We start from the raw sequence: 24,958 nt of genomic DNA, 5'->3' as shown, positions 1-24,958 counted from the left end.
TCTTTTCATTGTATAATAATGTCGTCAAGTATCATCAATCCGTCGTCAGGCAGTATTAAAATATCCTCTTGAGTTAATTCGTTTCCATTGTCAAACCTTAAAATAAGCCATTTAATATCAGAAACCATATTAAGTGCTTTAATACTCATAAAAAGTTCAGATAATTTATACGTTATTCCCATATTCTCTTCTAAAAACTTTACGCTTTTTTTAATATGCCTTACAAGCTTGCCGCTGCTTGCCCATCCTTCAACTTCAGCGCCCACAAAAAGTCTTGCATGAAATAATATAGGAGTTAATATATCAATTTCCGTTCCTATCGGCTTAGCCTCAAATAATACTTTTCTCAGATTTTTAACTGTATGCTTACAGAATTTTCCTTCGCAAGGCTTCACACAAACGCAAACCTTCCCTGGTTCGTTTGAAAATACATTTATTGTATCTATTTTGATTCCTGGAGTTTCCATAGCAATTCTTATATAATCATCTTTATTAACGGCTCTTGATAAGCGCAGTTGTTCTGATCTATATCTTTCAAAGGCATCGTAAGGACTTTCATCATTACAGCCGCAATATAGTTCTTTATATGTAACCGCCTTAATTTCATATCCGTCAATATTTATCCAGAAAACTAAATTTTCTTTTACTTTTCCTGAAGCTCCCATTGTTTCATTGTTTTCATTCTCCTGAACCAAAACACAGATATGATTGCTTACAAATTCAATTGACGGCATATGAAAAATATCATCAGAAAAAATAACAATCTTTAGAATTGATTTTTCTTCGTTTATATTGTCAGGTATGCTGATGTTAATAAATCCGCTTTGAGTAAATCCATATGTTTCATCCTTTATAATACACTCTTCCCATCCGTTGTCAGTTTCAATATATATTTTAACAACTGCCTGTGTATAAAATCCGGAACTGATATTTACTAAAGGTTCTTTTTCAGTTGACATCAATGAAAAATAAAGGGGCAGTACTTTGCCTCTGAACGGCATTAAATTTTGTTTAATATAAAAATAAGAATTATCAGAATTAGTTTCAAATTGATCAGATCTATACCATTTGCCTTTAACGTCACAGGACATTTCCGGTTCGTCAGCAGGAACAATAACATCGCTTATCAAACGGTACGGCACATCTCCGATCTTTAGAACATAATCCTTTTTAATATTAATTATCCTATTGTTATCCGGATAAAGCTTGACTGCCACAACATTTGCAATAGCCGTATGAGGTACAGTATCAATTAATTTCAAATAACTGTTAAGATGATTTTCAGTAATTTGCGCCGTATAATATCTTTGCATTTCTACCAGCCACATAAGCATTTCCAGAAATGTTATTCCGGGATCATGTGCATTAAAATCCGTCCATTCAGGACACAGTACAGATATTTCTGTTATTGATTTTTTCATTAAATCAGAAAAACTCATATCGTCCAGTTCTTCAAGGTTTAACAATTTAAATCACTCGTTTCTATAAACAACTTTAACTCTAATTTCACCCATATCAATTGGCAGTATTCCGGATAATTTACTGTATATTCTTTTTTTTATTACATCTTTATTTATTAATTCCGATGATACGGTCGCTTTTATATTCATTCCTCCGTTAATTGTGCTTTTAATCTCTATTAAAATAACGTCGTCATCTATTAAAAGATCTTCATAATCCTTTTTAGTTACGGGACGATTCTGATGCCGGAATTCGTATGACAGGCGTTTTTCAGCATTAAAATTGCTTTCCCTGTCAGTTCCTCCCTGAAATGAAAACGGATTTACTGCACTGCTGATTAATCCGTCTGAAATAGCAGGAACAAAAGTTTGTCCGGCAGAAAGATTGCCTGCTTTTCCTCCTCCGCAGCAATATTTCAGTTTTATTGTCCTACTGTTTGGATTCAGTGATATTTTCGGACTGAATTTTATTAATCCTTCTGCATTATCCAGAGTCCAGCCATGACTGAGACATTCCCATTTTTCTTCTTCATTTCTTTTACTGGTATTTATATAGATCTGCAATTCAATTATATTTTTATGATCTAATTTTATCGTCTCAACTACAGGATCTGAACAAAAAGATTCTATACTTTCGCACTGCATAACAGGTACGCAGTTTAACAGTATTTTTTCAATTGATATCTCCTGACATTCTGAATTTTCAGCCTTGATCCAATAAGCAGTTTTTCCGAATATATTACTCCGTATTAATTTATAAGGTATATTAAAACTAAAGAACCCTTCGGAAGTTAACGATGTATTTTCTTTGCTTATTTCCAGACTTTCCCACCCAATATCGGTTAAGTAACTCCATGATGCATTACTTAATCCGTTTTCTATAAAATTTCCGCAGCATATTAAAAGTGTAAAAGGTCCTTGATACAAAGGACGATCAAATCCAATATAGAGTGATGATGACGGCAGCTTTTTAAACGGATAAACAGGAATCACCATATTTTCTTCACAATTATTAATAGTTTTAATATCAGTAACCTTTAACGGTTTATCGTATTTATAAGATATACTGATATTTTCAAGCCAAGGAACATAAAATCGCGACGGCAATGCATATGCATTTTTTATTCTTTTGATTCTTGCCCTTATACATAAGCGCAAATCTGCGCCGATTAATACGGGAGAAATATCAGACGGACAAACAAATGTTAATTTATAAGATGCAGTTTTTACCTTACTTTCATATTCAGAAACACCTGAAAAAATATTTTCAAAGCAGTTAAGCTCCTTCAACGGAGTAAATCCATAGCCGTTCCAGTATTCCCATACAACATTTTCAACAGTTATAATTGAACGTGTAATCCTATGTATACTCTTTTTCCTTACGAAAAGCTTATTTGGAATTACAGGCTCCGGAATTTCCCCATTATCAATTTCATCAAATCCCAAATTAAAATTCAGAGTAATAACAGCGCCCTTTTTTGAAAATACAGCATTGCTCTCGATATACATATTATCATATACCGACGGGGACTCTCCAAAAGCATAAAAATGATTTTTATTTTCAAACTCCTCGTTAATTAAGATACTGTCCGGAGCCAAATCATTTCCTTCTGAAGTTATATAAAGATCACCAAATGGCAGCATATGAAATTCATTAATATTAAGTATATTAATATTAATCCCGTCACAATCCGATGTCAGTCCGATTCTGATCCTGCTGCCTTCTTTAAAACAATCTATTCTTGTTTCATGTTCGTCTAAATACTGACTAAATTCTGCATATAACGGATCAGATAATCTTTCCATCCATTTATCCGATTCCGAACCGGAAATAATTATATAAAATCTGCAGTTTTTATTGAAATTATCAAATAAATCATGTCTGAAACTAATAAGTCTTTTATTACAGCTGGAACTATAAGACGGTTCAAATTTTTCTTCACTGTTTTTACAAAAGCATAATAAATCCGCATTACAATCTGCGTAAATAATTTCTTTAATTTTTGCAGTGGTAATGAGAGCGCTCTGCTGTGTTTCATATATTAGCCTTGTTCCCTGTTCATCAATAGCCGGAGAAAAAAGCTTAAATCCTTTTTCTATAAATGAATTACTTTCATTTATCCCGTTTAAATTAAAAAGTATATATCCCGACGCCGGAACAGCCGGTAAAGCAGATGCGCCAAGCATATTATAAAACTGCCTCTTATGATTAAGCGGCATTTTATTAAATCGTTCTATAGTCTCTGACATACGATGTGCAAATACACATGCAAGAGCTGTACCGGCGTCAGGATTATCCGGAGAAAATTTCCATTCAGGAGTATATTTTTCTGCCAAATACTTAATCTCTTTTATTATATCATCATATTTACGTCCATCGCATTCGGGAATAAAATCAGTAACTGTCACCACCGCCCTCCTCCAGATAAAACGGAAATACCAAATTATAAGGATTATTTGTAGCTCTTACAACATAACTTATATTTATCATCAAACAGCCTTCAGTATTACTTTCATCAATCGTAACCTGTATATCCTGTATTCTTGGCTCGTGCATTATAAGTGCATTTTTTACTTCCTGTACCATTGCCGAACAAACAGACTGCGAAAATGATTCGAAAGCAAAGGAATATAATTTACAGCCAAAGTCAGGACGCATTGCCCTTTCACCTTTTTTTGTATTCAAAATTAATCGGACTGCCTGCGCAATATCGTCTTCTCCGCTGCACATACAGATCCTTCCCGTTATACGGTCAGGTTTTACGTCAAAGCTCCAGCCTCTTCCTAAAAAAGAACGATCATCCAAATTATTTCCTCCATAGACATAGCCGGTATTCTTTAATTCAACTTTAAAACTGTTCCCTTAACATTTGCAGCTCCAGCGCTCTTCATGTCAAGCTGAGCATCAGCTGATACTGAAACCATCTGTCCGCTTATACTTACCTGCATTCCTTTAAGAACTAAATTTTGCATTGCTTCAATATTAATACTCATCCCTTTTATCGTTACTTTTTGTCCACTGCCGTCTATACTTATTTCACAAGCTCCTGATTTTATATTTATTCCACTCAGCCCCTTGACTGATACAGAACCGTTATTAATATTTATTCCAGTCTGACCTGTACTGTCATTCAAAGAAACAGAAAGCTGACTATCATTTAATTCCAGACTCTGATTTGCTGAGGAAACAAGCTTAATACCCTGTAAATCGTCAATTTTCAGCATATTTCCTGAATTGGTTCTGATCATTTTTACATTATTTAACGGAGTCATGACCTCAACCGGAGGAAGTTTAGTTCCTCCGTATAATGAACCTATTACTATAGGCATATCTATTTCACCTTCCAAAAAAGCTACGACAACCTCGTCTCCTACATTAGGAAGACTGTAAATTCCGCTGCCGTCAGCCGCTGAAGGCATTGCAACTTTCGCCCATGCAGTTATACCCATTCCAACAGGTTTTCCGCTTAAGCTTACCTTAACAGAAGCTGGTTTTAAGGGATTATAGTTTGAAATCACCGTACCTATAAGAATATAAGGCTGTTTATGATCCTCATCCGTCATCATATCGGCAATGTCATCTAGCATACTGTACCTCCGTTTATTTTCCTGATCCTATTTGAAATGAAGTTATATATCCGCTTGAAGAAAATTTATGAGTTACTTCTTCAATATAATAATCTCCGTCAAAAAATCTGGAATCAAGACCGGTCAGACGTATATACCGTCCCGGTATTATTTCAGGTATACCAACACATGTTACTGTTCCCGACGCCATACTGTCTCCAAGATTATGCAGACTTGTCAGCATAATATTAATAAGGTCAAGAGTATTTTTAGCTTCTGAAGTATCCATGTCAACTTTAGGTATTTTAGGCGTTGCCATTTTATGCGGATATCCTTGCGGAGTAAGTAAATTATCTGAAAAAAATGGAATTAAACTCAGCAATCCTCTCAGTGAACCGCTTAGTTTATTGGAAGAATAACTGGTTCCTCTGTTAAAACTGATTATACTTTCTCCCCACTTTAAAGTCATAAGCGGTGAAGTGTTTTGCCATTTTTTTCTGAAATAACAGTGCTCTCCTAATATAAAAAATTCATACCCGCGCTTCAAGCCATAATTATATAAATAATTAAAATCATTGGTATTCTGTCTGAAATCTTCCGCAAGATTCCATAAATCATAATAAACTATCCTCATATTCAAAATAGACGTATACATAAGCATTATAAGAGGCATCATTATAGGAAAGCTTGCAAGTTCCGGCATAGCATTCAACTTGCCCTGCATCATAAGAGAGCGTATATCACTGCATGTGATTCTGGCGCTAGGCGGCTGACCGTGTTCAAAAGAAAAACTGATATCAGTTACAAATCCCTTGAACATATAAACAGGAGTTATATAGCCTATACCTGCTTCTACAGTTTGTCCCAGAGGAAAATTATCTGCGATCTCATTTTTAAAGCTTTGTGAAACAGCGTCGTAACCATTGCTTATAACAAAAGTACACGTTCCTGCTTTGTTTTTTATAGTCTGACGTATTTCAATCTCCGAAGGCAGAAGTCCTAATGACTTTACGTCTGTAGTACCTGCTTTAACAGCACAGCATGGCGTATGAAAATTATTATATTTTTTGCTCAGTTCACTGTAACTGAACGTCTTTGTCGTCATAAGTTCTTTCATAATTCTTTAAGGGGAGGAAGATGCAGAAGCTTTCCTTCAGGCAGCTTTCTCGGATTATGTATTTTATTAAAATCTGCTATTACTCTCCAGTACTTCCAATGCCCGTATTCTGCATATGCCATACGCCATAACTGAGCGCCTTTTTCCGCATAACGCGTTTTTGTGCGGTCGGGAGATTCAAACGGAGATTTTTTTCGTCCTTCCAATTCATTATCTGAGCTTTTAAATGTCAGATCCAGCTTAGAGCGTACCGGAAGTCCGCTGGGTAAAAACATAGTAAAGCTTTGCTGAGCGTCCGTTATAATTCCTTTAAAAAAATAACCGCCCCAGCTGAATGCCGCTTCAGGAGGAGCATGAAGTTTTCCGTCAATCCATAAAGCGCTCATTATAGGTTCCGTATAATCTCTTACGTCATCTGAGTTTTTATTATGAATATAATCATTTTGCGTGTCAAAATGGAGAGTTAATTTTAATGACGTTTCTCCTCCGTTTATAAACTGCATAATAGGACTGTCAGTTCCTGGAATATCAAGTTTAGCATAGTTAACATTTCTGGATATATTATAATCAGACGGGTTAAACAAAACCGGAATTTTTTTCTGACAGTTATTTTCTCCGTATAGTATTATTACTGCTTTTTCCACATCTAAAATATCCCCCTTTGAAGTTTTTCCAAACGCCATTCTATCCTCTGCTCTTTATTAATTCTGTCTAGTACTGTTTTTATCATACTTTCAATATTATCAGACGATGATCCGGAAAATTTTGATTCAATTTCTTTCAATTTTTTCTTTGTTTCCTGTTCAAAGCTACTGTATTTATTTTTTGTTTCAGAATCATTGTTCAGAAAACCTTTTTTATAAATCATCCGGACATTTTCACGTACGGGTATTATGTCCCTATGCATAAGCTTAATATTAACTGTTGACTTGAAGCTATTTTTGCGGCCGACCTTTATATTTCTTTGTTTAACCGCCTGATTTATATTACCAAACAAATCTATCATACTGTTACGCAGCTCAAGATTATTGCCTGTAAATGCCTGTCTTAATGCATTAACCAGATTTTTAAGCGAACCGGAAGTACTGAATAAATTATTTTCTCTGTTTTTATATTCCATACTCTCGTTCTCTTCACTGACGCGTTTGATAAGCCGTGAAAAGCTGCGGCTTAGCTCCAGATTCTGTCCCAGATATACTTTCCATAGAGAATTTGTCAGTCTGTAAAGAGTTTTGGCATTTTTATAGCTGGAATCATTATATAAATACATACCCGATTCTATGCTTTCGTATATATGCTCAAGCAAAGGCGTCATTGTATAGGAATTTGAAAGTATATCTGAAACTGCTACAGACTTGCTGTTATAATAATGTTCCGCTGAATTTAAACTACTGTAAATTTCTTTTGTTTTATTATCTGAAACTAAAATGTTCCGATGTAATGCAGATATGTGCTTTACTAATGTAAAATCAGTATTTTTTAAAACTTTAATTACCTTTTTCTGTACATGCATGATATGTGCTAATACGCTATTATCTGCTGCATAATCCCTGTTGTTTTTTTCAGTAATCAGACGTATAAGTTTAAGCAGACTATGACTAAGCGTCAAATTATTGCTCTTATAAATACTCCACAGTGCGTCTACCAAATGATTTAAAGCATTATTGGATCTAAACAAATTTCGTAATGTAACAGCGCTGTTCAGGGACTTTCTCATACGACTGTAATTCCCTGAATTTATGAGACTTGCTTTAAAAAACAAAGACGGATCTGATTTGCTTACATTAACATTAATATTATTGCTAATACCCGATCTACCGATATCAGCCGTAACCGGAAGATAAAGCATTACCGGAAAAGACAGAACAGAAGAAATTTCATATCTGCCGCTAATGATTTCAGATATATTTTTATTGACCGATAGTTTGCTTATTTTTATAGGTTTAATAATATTTATAGTTTTCATAATTTTGTAAGTTCATATATTCCGCTGTGCTCAATGACTGCCTTATCTATTAGAACATTTCCGCTGAGCGCATCTAGCTCCGATATCTCCCATGAAACCAGCATTCCGCTGTCAAATGCAAAAATCCTTAACGGTTTGTTGTTCTTATCCGTAATTATTATACTGCACGGCAAGGAAATACGACTACCTGCTGTAAATCCGTTTTTACTTAAAAAAGGATTTAAGTAACCGTGACCTTTTTCAAATGTAATTCTGCCCGCCTTATTTTTAGTGCCCTGTATAGGATACGGCCGACATTGTCCTCCCTCATAAATATATTCAGGTTCCATGCTTTCACCTATACCGCTGATTTTTTGAAATCCCGCTTTTAAAGGTCCGAAAGTAAGAAAAAACGAATATACATGAAGAAGATTATGCATAATATCACCTGATTTCAAAAATATTATCTTTATTATCGGACTGAATTTCAGTATGTATTTCAGAAATCCGACTGCACCATTGCTGCCGTACCCTATGAGGCATCATTAATATTTCATCCTGCTGCCAATGAAAATAATATGCAATAAACGCTGATTCTCTGTAAAGCTGTTCAACAGGAGTACGAGTTATTCGTTCTGAAGAAAAAAATTCACAGACAGCTCAACCTCCTGACCGCATTTTGGACAAATTGTATTGTAAACAGGAGCTTCGCTCTGATTTATACGCTGATAAAGATCCTGCAGATAAGCCAGATCGGCAGTAAATAATTTTTCTACAATCTTGGTATCAACCTGCGGAATTGTACCCAGCTTGGTTATTACTCTTGCCAAAATAATAATAGTAAGATATGCCGGATTCTGCTGTACTCTGACATCGCTCATAGGCAGAATTTCATCCGCCGCACATGCAAGACGCATTGTTCCGCGCCTGTGAAGCGTGCCGCTATCGTCCGCATATCCGTGAGGAAGCTCAAATTCATATTCCGTTTGTATAAGCATTTTTTTATTTCCTTTCAATAAATTACATTATCCTTGTCATACCCTCGTGGGTTAATTCCAGCGTTTCAATCGCAACTTCAGACGATGTTGCATTAAAATCAGGAACAGTATATTTACATGGCCATGCATTTATAATCTGCCATGACGCACAATCTGCCGCCGATTCGTCTATAGATGTAATTGTTACAGTTTTCCGGCTTACCGGTCCGTTGATACCTTCTGTAAGCCAGTCATATAAAACTGTTGATGAAGTCAATCCCCATTTCAGAGTAACATTTCCGTATTTACGCAGTCCCTGAACTTTCATAGGTGTCGGCACCATGTCTCCTTCACGATATTCAACAACATCAATAGAAGAATCAAATCCCGTTACCTCGCTGAATCCACCTGCGTCTATACCGTCAATTTCTAAACGGTAACGAAATTTAGTATATGGATATACAATGTCAGCCATTTATTTCTCCCTTCTTTTTATTCATCTGACGAAGTTTTCTGAGTTATACGGAAGATAACAAATTCCGCCGGTTTGACAGGAGCAATTCCGATTACGCATATAAGCCGTCCATTATCTATATCGTCCTGAGTCATAGTTTCTCTGCCGACATTTACAAAAAATGCTTCGGCAGGTGATCCTCCTGCAAGAGCGCCGCTTCGCCATACCGTATTAAGAAAAACGTCTATTGTTCTTTTAACCCTAACCCATAAAAGTTCATCATTGGGTTCAAAAACCACCCAATTGGTGTTAGCCTTTATGGATTCCTCCAGATAAATAAACAGCCTTCTGACGTTTACATATTTCCATAGAGAATTAGAACTTAACGTTCTGGCTCCCCAGACTCTTATGCCCTGTCCCGGAAAAGATCTGATAAGATTTACACCCTTTGGATTTAATATATCCTGCTCACCTTTATTATACATACAGTCAAGACCTACGCAGGCTCTTATGATCTCATTGGCCGGAGCTTTATGTACTCCTCTTGAATTGTCGCTTCGAGCATAAATACCCATTACAGAACCTGACGGCGGTATTGCAGTATTCTTTTTATCCAATGGATCAAATATTTCTATCCACGGATGATACAAAGCGGCATAGCTTGAATCAAATATATTACGATGAGCCATAACATCGTCAATTTTTTTACTGTCCCTGGGTAAATCCAACACTGCAAATCTGCTGCCCAAACTTTCACAATGTGCAGTTAAACTAAGCTGTACGTTGGCGTCGGTAACTCCGGGAACGGCTATTATGCTTACTATATCGTTATCAATAAAGCTCTGTATTCCGGTACGTTTTCCCGGACCGTTATCAGTTCCGATAAAATCCGAGGGACTCAAAGCTTCTTTAGTACCGTCTGCTCCTCCGTCAAGACCGATAACCAAAATATTCTTATCTTTGCCGGCAAGCATACTAAACGGTGCATCCAATTCTTCAGTTTCTGAAATATTACAGCTAATATTAAGCATATCGGATTTGGCCATTTTATTTTTAACATAATTTGCCGCGCGGACATTTAGACTAACATTTTCATAAAGCTCAACTGTATCCTCATATTTTACTTCAACATTAAATTCACATGTGGAAATTGTTTTTGACGGAAGGATATTATTATCAGTAACCTCTCCTGAAAATTCTTTGGTAAAGCTGATTAAATTATCCTGAACGGAAGAAATTTTATTATATTGAATTTCATTACCGTCTGAAAAAGCAACAATATCTCCCGTCTGAAATCCCGACGCATTTTTAATCTTATACACTTTTCCCTGAGGAAGCTCGTCAACACTTAAAATCTGCGTTTTTGCCTTAGATGACGGTGTAATTATAACTCTTATAAAATTTCCCCATCTTCCAGGATTCTTTGCTGTAAACTTAATAATTTCCTGTTCTGAAACACTTTCAGCACATTTTGCATCCGGAGGTACAACTCTCATAATAAAGGCTCGTGTACCTCCGTTAATGAAAAAGTGCTCTACAGAATATGCCAAAAAACGATATTCTTCAAATTCCGACTGGGATAAATATCCGCCGTACTTTCTTCTGAAATCTGCGAAGCTTGTCACAAGCTGCGGTACGCCTATGTCCAGTCCTTTTACACTAAGTCCTATAAATCCGGCTGTACTTGTTCCTACGCCTTCCATTGGCTTAGAACCTGATTCAAATTCCTCTACATAAACGCCGGGAGATAAATATTCTGGCATTAAATTTTTCCTCCTGATTTAATGTGTTAATACATAGTATTCATAACAGGCTTTAGTTATTCCCGCTTGTCTAATTTTTTATTTCTATTTTTTCAGAATTCCCTTTACTGTCATAAAGCCATATTAACGCAGGCAGCTCCGCTGGTTTTTTAAACGGTATTTTTGAACATTGATACAGATCAAATGCTGGAAGTATTAAAGAAATTTCGGCATCATAATTATTTGTCAATCCTTTTATATTATATATGTTCATAAAATTGTTTTCGGCTTTTTCAATCGTGATAAATTCTTCTTTCAAAGATTGCGTATCACGTATAAGAAATTTACGTCCCTCAAGGCAAAAACGAAACGAATTATCTACAGATATAAATATATCCGTATTTTTCAACGAGTCTGCAAGAAAAAAATATCCAAATCCCAGTACTGCTTTTGTATAACCTACGGTATCAATCCAGACTGCCGATTCGTGAAGCGGCGGAATTTTTCTTATCAGATTTACAGATAAATAATTACATTTTTCTTTTAGATTTACAGTGCACTCATAAGAATAATAAACGGAAGATTTAATCAAAAGAATAAATTTTTCGGGAAGCTTTTCAATTATTGAATAAAAACCGTTATCTTTATGTATAGTCTCAATCGGATTACCGTTTATAAAAAAATAAAGCTTATCCGTCGGCGATTTAAATTCAAATGTATCTATACATTGAATTATCAACTGTAATTTCATTTCAGCAACTCCCTGTTTATCATCTCTGAATACCTTTAAAATTCGTATCGGAAACTCTTGTTACAAAACTGCCTGCTTCTGCTGATACTTCGACCGGAGTTATTTTATACGCCACTGATAATCGGTATTCACTTTCCCGAAACATCCATATATTTGCAATTTCGTCCGGTTCAAGATCGACCATCTGAACCTGAAGCTTATCTATATATGTACCCGGTCTGTAACCTAATTCACGTTTTGTTAAAACCGGCATATTCTGAAAAGTCTGAATCGCCCGAAAAAGTATACGGTGATCCTCCGCCGTTTTATAAACTCCATCCGCTCTGCTGTAAGCTGTTACAAGATAATAAAGCGTTAAAAAGTGCGGAGAAAGTTCCTGAAAACTGCTTCCTTTACGTATAACAGACGGCGGATTTATATCCGTACACGGACGTATATTATACAAATAAAGACCCAATAAAAAATCTCCAGGCTCCGCAGGTGTGCATATCCCCACTCTCCCTGAACCGACCAGAATATCCGAAAGCGATTCGGAAAGCAGCTTAACCAGTGCATTGTCTAAATTTGTCATTGTTTTCTCCAGTCATGGTTAGAATATATTATTCTTAAATCTTTTATTCTTACTATTAACTATCTTCTTCCTCCTCTTGTGGCGGATTTGTATCTTCTAAACCATCTAAAACACTTTGATTATTATTATATTCATCCATATTTTGGTGATTTGCTGGATTAAAATTCAAATCATTCCCTCTGATTATATCTTCATTATTTGCGTTATTTGCAAACTGCTTAGCTTCAGCTTCAGCTTTATTTGCTCTTTTAACAGCATATACTGCATTTTTATTTTTCTGAGGATTATCTCCTACTAGAGGCAGTTTATTCAATCCTCCCGGTTTAGCCGCTCTGTATTTAAACCTTACATTCTTTGCAAATCTTGTTGCTTTAAGAGCTGCCTTTCTTGTTTCAATTGCTTTACTTTTTTTCTCAGCAGCATCATCAGTATTAATTACTTCAAGATATGCTGTTTCTGCCTCATCTCTTGCTTCTTCTGCCGCATCGGCATCTTTTTCCATATCTTCTACATATTTATGCTTTCTGTCCTTATTTTTAGAATATAAAAAACTGCCAACGGCTCCTATCATTCCCAATCCCGTAAATATGGTACTTGCTACTCCAGCTGTCCAGTTATAAGAATCCTGGCTGTTTGCCATCTGTACTACTCCGTCTATTGCCTTAGCCTGTAAAGGTACATCATCGGTATCAGCTGAAAACGGCATATTTTCTTCAGCATTCTGCGCAATATCATCGGCATCATGTTCCATTGCAGGATCTGTATTAAGAGGCAGTCCGCCTATTTCTTCATTAGGCTTTACCATATTGCTTTTCTGCTGAACCACATGTCCCAGCTCATGAGGCAGATGCTTTTCCTGTCCCGGAGCAACAAAAACATCATTTCCCTGAGTATATGCATGCGCATGAAGCTGTGCAGGCTTTTCGGAACTGTAATGAACTCTGACGTCATCAAATGAAAATCCGCTGGACTGTTCAAAGCTTTTTTTCATAACTGACGGTATACCGGTTTTTCCTTTTTCGGATGTATCGGTTATTTCGTCCTGCTTTTTATTATATTTATACATATAAAAACACTACTCCTATTGTAATTGAATATTTTTATAATTTATTTTGGGAATTGCAAGATTTGACTTCTCATATTCATATTTTAACGCTGAAAATATATGACCCATAGTCATAGGCGAACCGTCCGCTTGTACTGCCGCCGAAAGCGCCGCCCATTTTATTTCAGCAGGCGTAAGCTCAAAAGTTTCACCAAGAAATTTAAAATCCAAATCTTCATGAGGCATTTTGTCAGGAATAAATCTGCGCCATAGAGTCATTCGTGTTTCAGCGTCAGGTTTAAAAAATTCCAAAGTAAAATGAAGACGACGTTTAAACGCCGGATCTATGTTACTGTTTAAATTCGTAGCAAGCACTACTATTCCATCATATTCTTCCATTTTCTGAAGCAGATGAGCCGTCTGTCCATTGGCATGACGATCATGGGAATCAGATATTTCAGTACGCTTTGCAAAAATAGAATCTGCCTCGTCAAAAAACAGCAAACAATTATTTTCTTCTGCCTTTTCAAAGATTTCAGATATTCTTTTTTCCGTTTCACCAATATACTTATCTTCTATTCGGCTGAGATCCACTTTCATTACATCAAGTCCAAGCTCAGACGCCAATATATACGCAGACATGGTTTTACCTGTCCCTGAAGCTCCGTAGAATAATATTCCCAGTCCTCGGCCATAAGGAAACAGTTCTTCAAATCCGTATTTTGCTAAAAAACTGGAAAGATTCTTTGCCGTTTTTATAATCTGATTCAAAACTGTTATAATATGCTCGTCTACTATTAAGTCATCTATTCTAAACATTGGATGTATTATTTGTGATAAAGAATTTTCACTATTTAAAAGCATTATTTCACTAATTAACGACTTCATATCTGCATTTAAATTGCAATTTCTGCAAACACCGGCTATTTGTCCGGCAGTAAGGTGATAACGGCTAGAAAGTATTTTTATGTCAGATTCATTAAAATCCAAATAATAATTCCATACGCAGCGGCGTTTGCTTTCGTCAATTGCTCCCATTTTAAAATACATTAAATATCTGTTTTTCAGTGAAATTTTCGTATCTTTAATACTACTGCAAATAAAAACAAAAGGTAAAAAATCAGTTATTAAATTTATCAGTTTTACAGCATTTTTTATTTCCGCATCTGCTATCACCAAAGGTACGCTTTCCGTCATAACGCATAATCCCACTAAATTTGCAGAAAATTCCGAAATGTTTTCTATATCCTCCGAATAAACGGTAACCGTATTTTTTCCAAGCTCCTTACATATCTGAGAAGCCAGTACCCGTCTGCCGCTTCCTGTTTTACCCTCTATAAAAATACATGACACACTATTAGCTGAAATAAAGTTTAATATACGTTGGTATAAGTCTTTATATATAATAGGATATTTTTTTATGTATGTATTAAAAAATATATTATTATGTGATATATTTTTTTTGATTATAAAATTTAATACAATACTTTTTATTTGAAAATGCCGCGACAATCCGCACCCTTCTTCTGAATCAAGCAGATATTTCAGAGTATTATTTTCAACTAAACTTGCAAATACTTCTGCATTTTGAAAAAACGGATAATGTTCTGCCGCTTCAAAAAATGTCGGACTTCCTTTACCTTCTAAAGCTGAAGCTAAAGCAAGCATAAGACACATATATTCAAAACCGGACAGACTGAATCTTTTACGTATAAGTACCATGGGTAACTGTATTTCAGAAGTCATATCTTCGCAGCTTCTTAAATAATTAAACGCTTTAATCACTTCTTCTAAATTATCTGATTCAAAACAAAATCTCATTAAATTGCATATATCGGCTATATGATCAAATATTTCTTCATATGGAGCATTATTTTTTTTATAAAAATTCATTCATAATAACCTCGTTATATTTTATCTATATTTATATATTATGAAAGATATTTTTATTTATGTCGAACAAAAAATATTCACAATGATGCTAATTACAGCATAAAATATATAGAACATGTATTCACGAGGTGATAATTATGCTTATGTGTGCCACTGTTCTGGAAGTAAACAAAAACAGCTTGCTGGTTCGGGACAATGCTACGTCTCAGGAAGTCGTTGTAAATAAATCCTGCGTATGTAATTTTCGCATCAATGACAGGATCGGAATAATTTACAACGGAATAATGACGATGAGTCTGCCTCCGCAGATCAACGCTTCCAGAATATTTAAAATGCCATTTAACATATGCTTTTAAATAAAATATAAAAAAATGAGAAACAGCTTTATGTATTGCTGTTTCTCATTTTTATTAAATTATAATATCAAATAGTATCAATAAATTTTTCAAACGCTTTTTTTCCGTTTTCTGTTCTTTTGAACACACCTGAATCACGAAGAACTTCTTCAAATACCCTGCCGACTTCATTGCGTATAATATTCTCAGCATTATCATTATTGAATTCAGGATGATTTTCCAAAATCCAATTTCCCCAATCAGCATGAGATGCAATTTTTTCAATTTTGTACAAATCGGATTGAGATAGCATAGCGTTTTTTAGTATTTCCAGCTCTTCTGCAAGTCTGGCAGGAAGAACAGCAAGTCCCATAACTTCAATTAAACCGATGTTTTCTTTTTTAATATGATGAAGCGCAGAATTCGGATGAAAAATACCCAATGGACGCTCTTTGGTAGTACGATTATTTCTTAAAACAAGATCGCATTCATATTTTGAATCTTTCATTCGTACAATAGGAGTTATGGTATTATGAGGTATATTACCTGTTTGTGCAAAAATTTCAGCAGATTTATCTGAGTAATTTCTCCATTTACCCAGCACTTCCGCACACGCTTTTTCAAGTAAATCACGGTTTTCAGAAGATAGACGTATAACTGACATAGGCCATTTTACAATCCCTGCATCTACATTCATATAATTTTTTAAGGAAAATGATTTTTCAATCGGTGCTTTTTCCATTGCAAAAGTATAATGTCCGCCTTGAAAATGCTCATGAGTCAGAATTGATCCCCCTACAATAGGTAAATCTGCATTCGAACCTATAAAATAATGCGGAAACTGTTCTATAAAATCAAATAATTTTTTAAAAACTGAAGAATCAATAATCATAGGCGTATGTTTTTTGTTGAACAAGATACAGTGCTCATTATAATAACCATATGGAGAATACTGAAGAAACCAGTCTGAATTATTGATGTTCAGTTTTACAGGACGCAAATTCTGTCTTGCCGGATGTGTCATGTGACCTGAAAATCCCATGTTTTCCACACAAAGCTGACATTTCGGATAATTTAAAGCTTTTTGCTTTTTTGTCATTGCAATATCTCTTGGATCTTTTTCCGGTTTTGAGCGATTTATGGTAATATCCAGTGTACCGAATTCAGATTCATACGTCCAGCTTAAATTTTTTTCAATTCTTTCCGAACGAATATAATTTATTTTTTTATTAAAATTATAATACCAGTTTGTAGCTGCTGAAGGAGAATCAGAATAATTATTTTGAAAAATTTTATTCACTTCATGAGGAAACGGTGTAAATACCCCCATAAGCTTTGTATCAAATAAATCTCTTGATGTAGCCGTATCCTGAATTATTCTGTTTTTACATGCATAGTCAACAAGTTTGTTTAAAATAGCTTCAATTGACTCATTTGCATTTGTAACATCCGAATCCTCCCAGTCGTCCAACTGAAAAATATCCATAAGTTGATTGCGTACCACATATTCGTCATCTTCAGTAATAAGCTTATTATGAATTCCATAAACAATAAGTTCTTGAATAAGATCATATACCATTGCCGACACCTCGCTTTTCAAAATCATTCCCAATTCATTCAATAAAGTTTTTAGTTATTTTAAATTGTGCAAATATATATTTCCAAATAATAGAATATTCATACTTCCTCATCTCCGTCACCTGTTATTTCAATTCCGCCTACCGGTCTTATGGTGAGAATATAGCATGAATTATCACCGAAAATACGATTCATTTCAATTCTATAATCATTTACAAGTTCTGCCGGTACAAATGCCTGAACTGTTCCTGCAAATCCGCCGCCATGAACACGTATAGCACCTTTACCATTCAAAATTCGTTTCCCTGTCATAATTGCAATGGGTATCGCCTGTTCTGTTGCTTTTCTGCATGAATAAAGGTTTTGCAAATAATTTTCAGAGGACGATCCCGATTCATTTACAAGATTAAGGAATTCTGAAAAATTATTTTCTGACAAAGCCTTAGCTTCAAGTACAGCTCTTCTGTTGTCACCAAAAAAATGTGCGGCACGAAGAACGGCACGGTCTGAAACTTTCTTTCTGATTTCAGAAATATTCTGCCAGAAAAGATTTTCATCTACTTGCCTGAGAACCTTTTTTCCGAAATATTCTGCCGTCTGTTCCATTTCCGTACGAATCGCAGTGTAATCGTCGGTTAAATCGGAATGATTTCCTTTTGTATCTGTAATAACAAGTTCATGATCTGTACTATTAAAATCAAAATTGATTTTCTGTATATCAGGATTATCAATATCATTAAAATCTATGAAAACAAATCCGCCTGCGGAACATACCATCTGATCCATCAAACCGCTTTTTTTACCGAAATAATAATTTTCCGCATATTGTCCGATTTTAGCAATCTCTACTGGACCAGTTCTATTCTGATTGTAATATCTGTCAATAGCTGTTGCAATCAACGTTTCAAATGCTGCTGAAGAAGAAATGCCGCTGCCGCAAAGTACATCTGATGTTGTATACATATCAAATCCACAGATTTCAACTCCCATTTCTTTGAACTTTGCTGCAATACCTCTTACTATAGCGGAAGAACCTTTTTCATCAATGTGAATATCTAAATCTTTTAATGATACTGCAAATTCTTCATATCCTTCCGACTTTATTCGGATAATTTTTTCATTATGGAATGAAGTGATTCCGATAACATCAAGGTTAACTGCGCCTGCAAGTACGCAGCCATGCTGATGGTCTGTATGATTACCGCCTATTTCCGTTCTGCCCGGTGCAGAATAAACATGGATCTCTTCACGGTTCGGGTAGAGCGCTGTGAATTTCTCCACAGCGCTTATATAACGTATCTTCTGATTTTCAATATCAATTGGTTTATAAATTTTCTTAAATAAATTATCCAGTCCGCCGCCTTTTACTTCCTTAATAAAGTCCTTTACAAGCATTGTTTTCCCTTTCTTACTTTTAAATTATTGGTGAAATAACAAATTCAAGCGTCATATTCTTTTCAGAATTTATTCTGAATTCATCATGTACAGGCGCACCCCATGAATCATCTCCGCCCACGCCCATCTGCTTTGCAGCAATTCTGACCCAGGAATAACAAATATCCGGCAGTTCTTCCCTGTGCAATGCATTTTCAAGTTCATATGCACTATAAGGAAGTACGCTCATTTCAAAAGGCGCTTTTTTCTTACTGAATCTGATTCCAATATTATTCTTATCGTAAACATTAAGAAATCTTATTCCGGTTCTGTTTCCGCATTCTTGCGGATTCAAATATGCAGACAAATTTTTATAAGCGTTAGAATCCCACAATCCTAGTCTTGCTCCGCAGGCTCTGTCAATGTAGTTTTCATCCGGCCCCATTCCATAATAACTGAAATTTTTATATACTTTATTCAGCTTAAAATCTATTGCAAACACCGGCATATCTGACATTCCTGTCACACCGGGATATTCAACTTTAACTCCAAGTCTGCCGTCATAGAAAGCAGTGTAAATAATCTTATATTCAAACGACGGCGTACAAGAAGCTTTGTAAACAAATGTAACCTCAAGAGCATTTTTTAATTCCTTTGATACAGTTTTATCAGTACAGTATACTGCAAATTTACCTGCAATCAGCCACTGTGAAAGCTTTGAAGGTTCTCCTGCTCCTGTATCGTTGTCAGTCATCGCTCTCCAGAAGCTTACCTTCGGCACTCTTGTTATAAATTCCTTTCCATAATAAACAAGCGAACTGATTCCGCCTTCTTTTTTATCAAACATCATGGAATAATTTTTGCCGTGAACACCTATAATAACGTCTCCATAAACAATAAGGGGCTTTGTATATTCCATATTAGAATCTGAGTTGTTTTGTACAGTAAAAACTTCCTGTGCAAAAGCAATTTCATGACCGTTTTCTGCCCAGATTGTATCTTCAGCCAACACAGCTGATACTTCATACACATATTCACCTGCAAATTCAGGTATTGTCATTTCAATTTTACAGGTTTTTGTTTCCCCTGCATTTACCAACAAATCAATACAATCCTTTTTAATTTCAACTCCGTCTTTTTTCAAATAAATTATAAATTTAAGATTATCCGTACTAATAAACAAATTTTTGTTTTCAACTGTCAAAATACCCTGCTTGATTGTCATTCTTATATTTGAATACAAGGCTTTTACTTCCTGTACTTTCGGTGAATATGTTCTGTCCGCATATACGATACCGTTTGTACAGAATCCATAATCAGACGCTCTGTCCTCAAAATCACCGCCATACAAAAGAGTCCTTTTGCCATCATTATTTTCAATTTCAATTGCCTGGTCAATATAATCCCAGATAAATCCTCCCTGATAAGCTTCATACTTATCTTCAAGATTTATATAAAGCGACATACCTCCTAACGAATTGCCCATTGCATGCATATATTCACAGCTGATATAAGGTTTGCCTGTATTCTTTTTCAGATATTCTTCTATATCTGAAGGTTTTGCATACATTCTGCTTTCCATGTCAGTAATATTATCATATATGCGATTCCATACTACTCCCTCATAATGAACAAGCCTTGAAGGATCGGCTTTATGAAAATATTCAGCCATTGCGGCAATAACGTCACCGCAGTAGGATTCGTTTCCGCAGGACCAGATTAAAACACTGGCATGATTTTTGTCACGTTCAAACATAGATCTTGCTCTGTCAAGACAAGCGGCTTTCCATTCTGGCAGTGACGCTGGAATATTCATTGACGGTTCACAAGCTCCAAGCTTCTGCCATGTTCCATGCGTTTCCAGATTGGTTTCATCAATCAAATAAATACCGTATTCATCGCAGAGCTCATACCATCTTGAATTATTCGGATAATGACAAGTACGTACGGCATTGATATTATTCTTTTTCATGAACTTAATATCATACATCATATCTTCTTCTGTAACAGTACGTCCGTTCCTTGCATTAAATTCATGACGGTTAATACCCTTGAAAATAATCCTCTTACCATTTATGCACATAATTCCTTTTTTAAGTTCAAATCTTCTGAAACCTACCTTTTCCGTACCGATTTCAATTATATTTCCATTTTCATCAGTAATCTCAACTATTAGTGTATAGAGATTTGGCATTTCCGCACTCCAAGGGCTTATACTATTAATATTCCAATCAATTTTGCTGTCTGTAACAACCGCTTCCGATACACAAATACCGTCGGCAGCAATCAGTTTTGCCGCTACTGCATACCTTGCATTTTTGGCAATAATGTCAAGCTCTGCCGTAAAATGACCGTTTCCGTTTTTGTAATCATAGTCTGCAACAATTTTCATATCCCTGATATGAACTGAAGGTATCGCATAAAGATATACATCACGGAAAATACCTGAAAATCTCCAAAAGTCCTGATCCTCAAGCCAGCTTGCCGAGCTTCTTTTAAAAACTGCAACTGCAAGTTTATTGTCCTTTTCCTTAATATAGTCGGTAAGATTAAATTCGGAAGGCGTAAATGAATCCTCGCTGTACCCTATAAAGCTGCCGTTGAGCCAAACATAAATTGCTGTTTCAGCTCCCTGAAAGGAAATGTATACATCTTTGCCTTTCAAGCCGTCCTCAAGGTCGAAATACCTTACATAACTTCCGATCGGATTATCCTTTTCAGAGATATAAGGAGGGAAAAGGGTCTCCCTCCCCTCCCAAGGATACATTGTATTAACGTATTGCGGCTTGCCATATCCCTGCAATTCAATATGTCCCGGAACCCTGATGTTATCAAAGCTGTCAGTATTAAAATCTTCCTTATAAAAATCTTCAATTCTTTCTGATGGATTTTTTGCCCATGCAAACTTCCATATTCCATTCAGATTCTGAATAAAGGAGGAGTTCTTTTCCTCCATCTCATAATAATTTCTGTAATACTTATGATCAGAATGTGCAGCTGTTCTGTTTACTGCAAAAACTTCCGGATCTGAAAGCCAGTCTAATGCGTATTTCATAATTTTTTCCTCCGTTCCCGATTTACGATTCTGTCGTTTTTATTTTTGCTTTTAATTTATCGTTGGCCTGTTCAACATTCATTCTTGAAAGGATTATTGTAATAACAAGATTAAGTATGAATGGAATCCAGAGATACATAAAATGAAGCATATTGATGCAGGATTCAGGCTGTACTGAAAGAGAACCGTTATAACCGCTCCATTCAAGCAGCCATCCGGCAATTGCTGTACCAAGTCCGCCGCCGATTTTTACTCCTAAAGACGTACAGGAATACATTGTTCCGTCTACCCTCTTATGTTTTGTCAGCCATGTATATTCAGAGCATGAAGCAATTACAGCGTTCATATCACCCTGCCATGGACCTTGTCCAAAAGCTGCCAATGCGGTGAATGCCAACATTAAAGGTACGCTTCCATAATAACCGGCTACTACTACAAGAAGTCTGCCAAGAGTAGCTAACATATAGCTGTATTTGTTTAACTTATACATTCCCTTCCACTTATGAACCAGCATCGGAGTAAATAAAAGCGCAATTATCAATGGAATATTGATAAACCACGAAAATACACCATACATATTTTCATTAAACAGAACATACGTCATATAGTAAACGCCAACATTTATCATTGCACCGTAAATTTGCTGCAATATATATGTGCCGCAGATCATCATATAATACTTATTCTGAATAAGAAGCTTGAATGCTTCAATAATACCGTATTTCTGTTCTTCTTCCTTTGTATGCTCACCTTCTGAAAGTTCTTCATCTGAGAGTTCCTTTACAGAAAATGTTGAAATCGTATTAACAATGAGACCAATAATAGCGTAAATAATTGCCACTGTTCTCCAGCCGCCTGCACCGCCGCCCATTAATGAAACAAATTTTAATGTTACAGACTGAATAAGAAGACTTGTTGCAAATGCAAATATAAATCTATATGAACCCATCTGTACGCGTTCTTTACTGTTTTTTGTAACAAGCGCTGTCAATGCTGAATATGCAATATTATTTGCCGTATAGAATACGCTGTTCAGCAATGTATAAGAGATAAAAAACCATGCATACTGTGCGAAATCTCCCATACTTATCGGAATTGCAAAGATTGCTATCAGTGTTATTGCACAGCCGATATAACCATAAAGCATCCATGGTCTGGCCTTGCCGAATCTTGACTTTGTCTTATCAATCATTGCGCCAAAAAATATGTCTGTTATACCGTCAAAAATTTTGGAAACTGCAATTAAAGTTCCGACAATTCCGGCGCTCATGCCGATTGTGTCGGTCAGATAAATCATTACAAAAGATGAGAGTAAAGCATACACTACATTTCCGGCAATATCACCGGATCCGTACCCCACCTTATTGTACCATTTCAAATATCTCTTTTCAATCATAGTAAAAAATCTCCTTTCAGTTTTAGCATGTCCATTTATAGACAAAATAATTAATTTTATAAAATTTTAATAATTTCATACGGATATTTATATTGTAAAGAAAACTTATAAATCCGTTTGTCTATCCACTGTAAATACTATTTTGTTGAGAACAGGATTGAATCTGCAATTAAAAGACGTCTTTTTTATTATTATTCTTTTCTTTCTCTGATTACATTATATCACGCTTTTTTCAATATAAAATGCATAAAGTAATCGAATTTATGCACAAAATAATATAATCATCTTGAGGTATGCAAAGAATAGTGATATAATAATAAAACAAACTTTCACGGAGGGAATTTTCATGTTTATTAATGCGGCATATCTTCATAATTCTACGCTGGCAAAGGTAGATACAAGCAAACCACTTATTGTAACAAGCTGCGGAAACTACCGAGTCAAAACCCGTTCAGAAGTTGTTACACACCGTCCAAACGGGAGAAAAGATTATCAGCTTCTTTATATAGCGTCCGGTAAAGCGCATTTTTTTATTAATGAGAAAGAAAAAATCGTTACCGCAGGAAACATTATTGTTTATGTGCCGGATGAACCGCAAGAGTACGTTTACTATAAAGAAGATAAAACAAATGTTTATTGGGTACATTTTACCGGAAGCGAAACAGGAAAAATTCTTGATGATTATAACATTCATATTGAAAATAACATTCAGTATGTCGGCACATCTCCCGACTACCAATGGCTTTTCAGTCAGATTATTCAGGAGCTTCAACTGTGCAGATCAAAATATGAGGAACTTATTTCTCTGCTTTTGAAAAATATATTTATTCTGATTAGCAGAAGTATTGAAAACAATATTAAATTCAGTGATACAAGCGAAAAAGAAGTTGCATTTGCCATGCACTATTTCAGAAAAAATTATAATATAGAAATAAGCATTGATAAATATGCAGAATCAAGAGGATTAAGCGTATGTTGGTTTATTCGCTGTTTCAAGCAAGTCACTGGTTCAACTCCTCTGCAATATATTTTAAATTTAAGAATTTCCAATGCTCAGAGTTTGCTTGAAAGTACAGATTATTCCATTGCAGAAGTTGCTTCAGCTGTAGGTTATGATAATCCACTTTATTTCAGCAGACTTTTTCATAAACAGGTTGGAATGCCACCTAAAGAATACCGTAAAAAGCAAAATATTTCAGATAATAATATATAAATAATAAAATTTATAACATACCTATAAACCCATTTTTATTATTTTGTCATTAAAAACACAAAATAGCCACAGTATTTTATTCACTGCGGCTATTTTATTTAATATTTTATTACTTAATACTCATCTGAAAGCTTTTTCCCCATGCTTCCATTGAATCCAGAACCGGCGTCATGCTATGACCAAGCTCAGTCAGAGTATATTCCACTCTGGGCGGCACTTCCGCAAAAACCTCTCTGGTAAGCAATCCATTATTCTCCATATCACGCAGATTGGACGTTAATACTTTCTGAGAAATACCGGTTACAGACTTTTTTAACTCACCGAATCTTTTGGTACCGTTTCTCAGGTCACGAAGAATTAAAACCTTCCATTTATCGCCTATTAGCATCAATGTTGTTTCCACCGGACAAGCCGGTAATTCAGATTTATGAATCATAAATAACCTCCATTAGTATATAATTGGATGTAATATGCTTTCAGATACA

At 35.4% G+C, this 24,958-nt stretch carries 23 protein-coding genes; 2 read left to right on the top strand and 21 right to left on the bottom strand.

The genetic code is table 11. The features are described 5' to 3' along the window. Nucleotides 1–5: 5 nt before the first annotated feature. The 16 genes from OCV67_RS00745 to OCV67_RS00675 all read right to left on the bottom strand — a co-directional run bounded on the left by OCV67_RS00745 (nt 6) and on the right by OCV67_RS00675 (nt 15,522). A complete protein-coding gene (locus tag OCV67_RS00745) occupies nt 6–1,466 on the bottom strand; it encodes a baseplate J/gp47 family protein (protein WP_147641942.1) in 1,461 nt (486 codons plus the stop codon). A 6-nt stretch (nt 1,467–1,472) separates the two neighbouring features. Then, entirely contained in the window at nt 1,473–3,869 is a 2,397-nt protein-coding gene (locus OCV67_RS00740) for a hypothetical protein (RefSeq protein ID WP_147641941.1), read from the bottom strand. Further along, nucleotides 3,856–4,266, bottom strand: a complete 411-nt coding sequence (locus OCV67_RS00735; RefSeq protein WP_147641940.1) for a GPW/gp25 family protein — start codon at nt 4,264–4,266, stop codon at nt 3,856–3,858. The genes OCV67_RS00740 and OCV67_RS00735 overlap by 14 nt, the downstream gene beginning before the upstream one ends. A gap of 32 nt (nt 4,267–4,298) precedes the next feature. Next, a complete protein-coding gene (locus tag OCV67_RS00730; RefSeq protein ID WP_147641939.1) occupies nt 4,299–5,048 on the bottom strand; it encodes a phage baseplate assembly protein V in 750 nt (249 codons plus the stop codon). Between the two features lie 13 nt (nt 5,049–5,061). Further along, nucleotides 5,062–6,132, bottom strand: a complete 1,071-nt coding sequence (locus OCV67_RS00725; RefSeq protein ID WP_147641938.1) for a hypothetical protein — start codon at nt 6,130–6,132, stop codon at nt 5,062–5,064. Between the two features lie 8 nt (nt 6,133–6,140). Continuing rightward, a complete protein-coding gene (locus OCV67_RS00720; RefSeq protein ID WP_147641937.1) occupies nt 6,141–6,827 on the bottom strand; it encodes a CIS tube protein in 687 nt (228 codons plus the stop codon). After that, entirely contained in the window at nt 6,791–8,110 is a 1,320-nt protein-coding gene (locus OCV67_RS00715; protein ID WP_147641936.1) for a hypothetical protein, read from the bottom strand. The genes OCV67_RS00720 and OCV67_RS00715 overlap by 37 nt, the downstream gene beginning before the upstream one ends. Further along, nucleotides 8,107–8,547, bottom strand: a complete 441-nt coding sequence (locus tag OCV67_RS00710) for a phage tail protein (RefSeq protein ID WP_147641935.1) — start codon at nt 8,545–8,547, stop codon at nt 8,107–8,109. The genes OCV67_RS00715 and OCV67_RS00710 overlap by 4 nt, the downstream gene beginning before the upstream one ends. Beyond that, nucleotides 8,534–8,719, bottom strand: coding sequence for a DUF6760 family protein (locus OCV67_RS13685; RefSeq protein ID WP_147642097.1), 186 nt, complete (start codon nt 8,717–8,719; stop codon nt 8,534–8,536). Before OCV67_RS13685 ends, OCV67_RS00710 begins: the two co-directional genes overlap by 14 nt. Then, a complete protein-coding gene (locus OCV67_RS00705; protein WP_147641934.1) occupies nt 8,716–9,087 on the bottom strand; it encodes a phage tail assembly protein in 372 nt (123 codons plus the stop codon). Before OCV67_RS00705 ends, OCV67_RS13685 begins: the two co-directional genes overlap by 4 nt. A 22-nt stretch (nt 9,088–9,109) precedes the next feature. Further along, entirely contained in the window at nt 9,110–9,541 is a 432-nt protein-coding gene (locus OCV67_RS00700; protein ID WP_147641933.1) for a phage tail protein, read from the bottom strand. 17 nt (nt 9,542–9,558) lie between these two features. Further along, complete coding sequence (locus OCV67_RS00695; RefSeq protein WP_147641932.1) at nt 9,559–11,283, bottom strand: phage tail sheath family protein; 1,725 nt, start codon at nt 11,281–11,283, stop codon at nt 9,559–9,561. 70 nt (nt 11,284–11,353) lie between these two features. Continuing rightward, nucleotides 11,354–12,013, bottom strand: coding sequence for a hypothetical protein (locus OCV67_RS00690; protein WP_147641931.1), 660 nt, complete (start codon nt 12,011–12,013; stop codon nt 11,354–11,356). Between the two features lie 19 nt (nt 12,014–12,032). Then, nucleotides 12,033–12,584: a DUF4255 domain-containing protein gene (locus OCV67_RS00685; protein ID WP_147641930.1), complete on the bottom strand. Its 552-nt coding sequence runs from the start codon at nt 12,582–12,584 to the stop codon at nt 12,033–12,035. A gap of 55 nt (nt 12,585–12,639) precedes the next feature. Next, a complete protein-coding gene (locus tag OCV67_RS00680; protein WP_147641929.1) occupies nt 12,640–13,650 on the bottom strand; it encodes an eCIS core domain-containing protein in 1,011 nt (336 codons plus the stop codon). 15 nt (nt 13,651–13,665) lie between these two features. Then, a complete protein-coding gene (locus OCV67_RS00675; RefSeq protein ID WP_147641928.1) occupies nt 13,666–15,522 on the bottom strand; it encodes an ATP-binding protein in 1,857 nt (618 codons plus the stop codon). A gap of 137 nt (nt 15,523–15,659) precedes the next feature. Here OCV67_RS00675 and OCV67_RS00670 point away from each other — a divergent pair, with 137 nt between their 5' ends. After that, nucleotides 15,660–15,878, top strand: a complete 219-nt coding sequence (locus OCV67_RS00670) for a hypothetical protein (RefSeq protein WP_147641927.1) — start codon at nt 15,660–15,662, stop codon at nt 15,876–15,878. Nucleotides 15,879–15,945: 67 nt separating this feature from the next. Here OCV67_RS00670 and OCV67_RS00665 read toward each other — a convergent pair whose 3' ends face one another. From OCV67_RS00665 to OCV67_RS00650, 4 genes are all read right to left on the bottom strand, one after another. Then, a complete protein-coding gene (locus tag OCV67_RS00665; protein ID WP_147641926.1) occupies nt 15,946–17,436 on the bottom strand; it encodes a UDP-glucose--hexose-1-phosphate uridylyltransferase in 1,491 nt (496 codons plus the stop codon). Between the two features lie 98 nt (nt 17,437–17,534). Beyond that, nucleotides 17,535–18,830 carry a galactokinase gene (locus tag OCV67_RS00660; protein ID WP_147641925.1) on the bottom strand — a complete coding sequence of 432 codons (1,296 nt, stop codon included), beginning with the start codon at nt 18,828–18,830 and terminating at the stop codon, nt 17,535–17,537. Between the two features lie 19 nt (nt 18,831–18,849). Beyond that, nucleotides 18,850–21,864 (bottom strand): glycoside hydrolase family 2 TIM barrel-domain containing protein, encoded by a 3,015-nt coding sequence (locus OCV67_RS00655; RefSeq protein WP_147641924.1) that lies wholly within the window; start codon nt 21,862–21,864, stop codon nt 18,850–18,852. A gap of 22 nt (nt 21,865–21,886) precedes the next feature. Further along, nucleotides 21,887–23,260, bottom strand: coding sequence for an MFS transporter (locus tag OCV67_RS00650; protein ID WP_147641923.1), 1,374 nt, complete (start codon nt 23,258–23,260; stop codon nt 21,887–21,889). A 346-nt stretch (nt 23,261–23,606) separates the two neighbouring features. Here OCV67_RS00650 and OCV67_RS00645 point away from each other — a divergent pair, with 346 nt between their 5' ends. Continuing rightward, complete coding sequence (locus OCV67_RS00645) at nt 23,607–24,473, top strand: AraC family transcriptional regulator (RefSeq protein ID WP_147641922.1); 867 nt, start codon at nt 23,607–23,609, stop codon at nt 24,471–24,473. 109 nt (nt 24,474–24,582) lie between these two features. Here OCV67_RS00645 and OCV67_RS00640 read toward each other — a convergent pair whose 3' ends face one another. Beyond that, on the bottom strand, nt 24,583–24,909 hold the full coding sequence (locus tag OCV67_RS00640) for a winged helix-turn-helix transcriptional regulator (RefSeq protein ID WP_147641921.1): 327 nt from the start codon (nt 24,907–24,909) through the stop codon (nt 24,583–24,585). Nucleotides 24,910–24,958: the final 49 nt, after the last annotated feature.

Source organism: Porcipelethomonas ammoniilytica, from assembly GCF_025567485.1.
Taxonomy (GTDB): Bacteria; Bacillota; Clostridia; order Oscillospirales; family Ruminococcaceae; genus Porcipelethomonas; species Porcipelethomonas ammoniilytica.
Note: the sequence above shows the minus strand (reverse complement) of the source record. Positions and strands in the feature narration are given on the sequence as shown.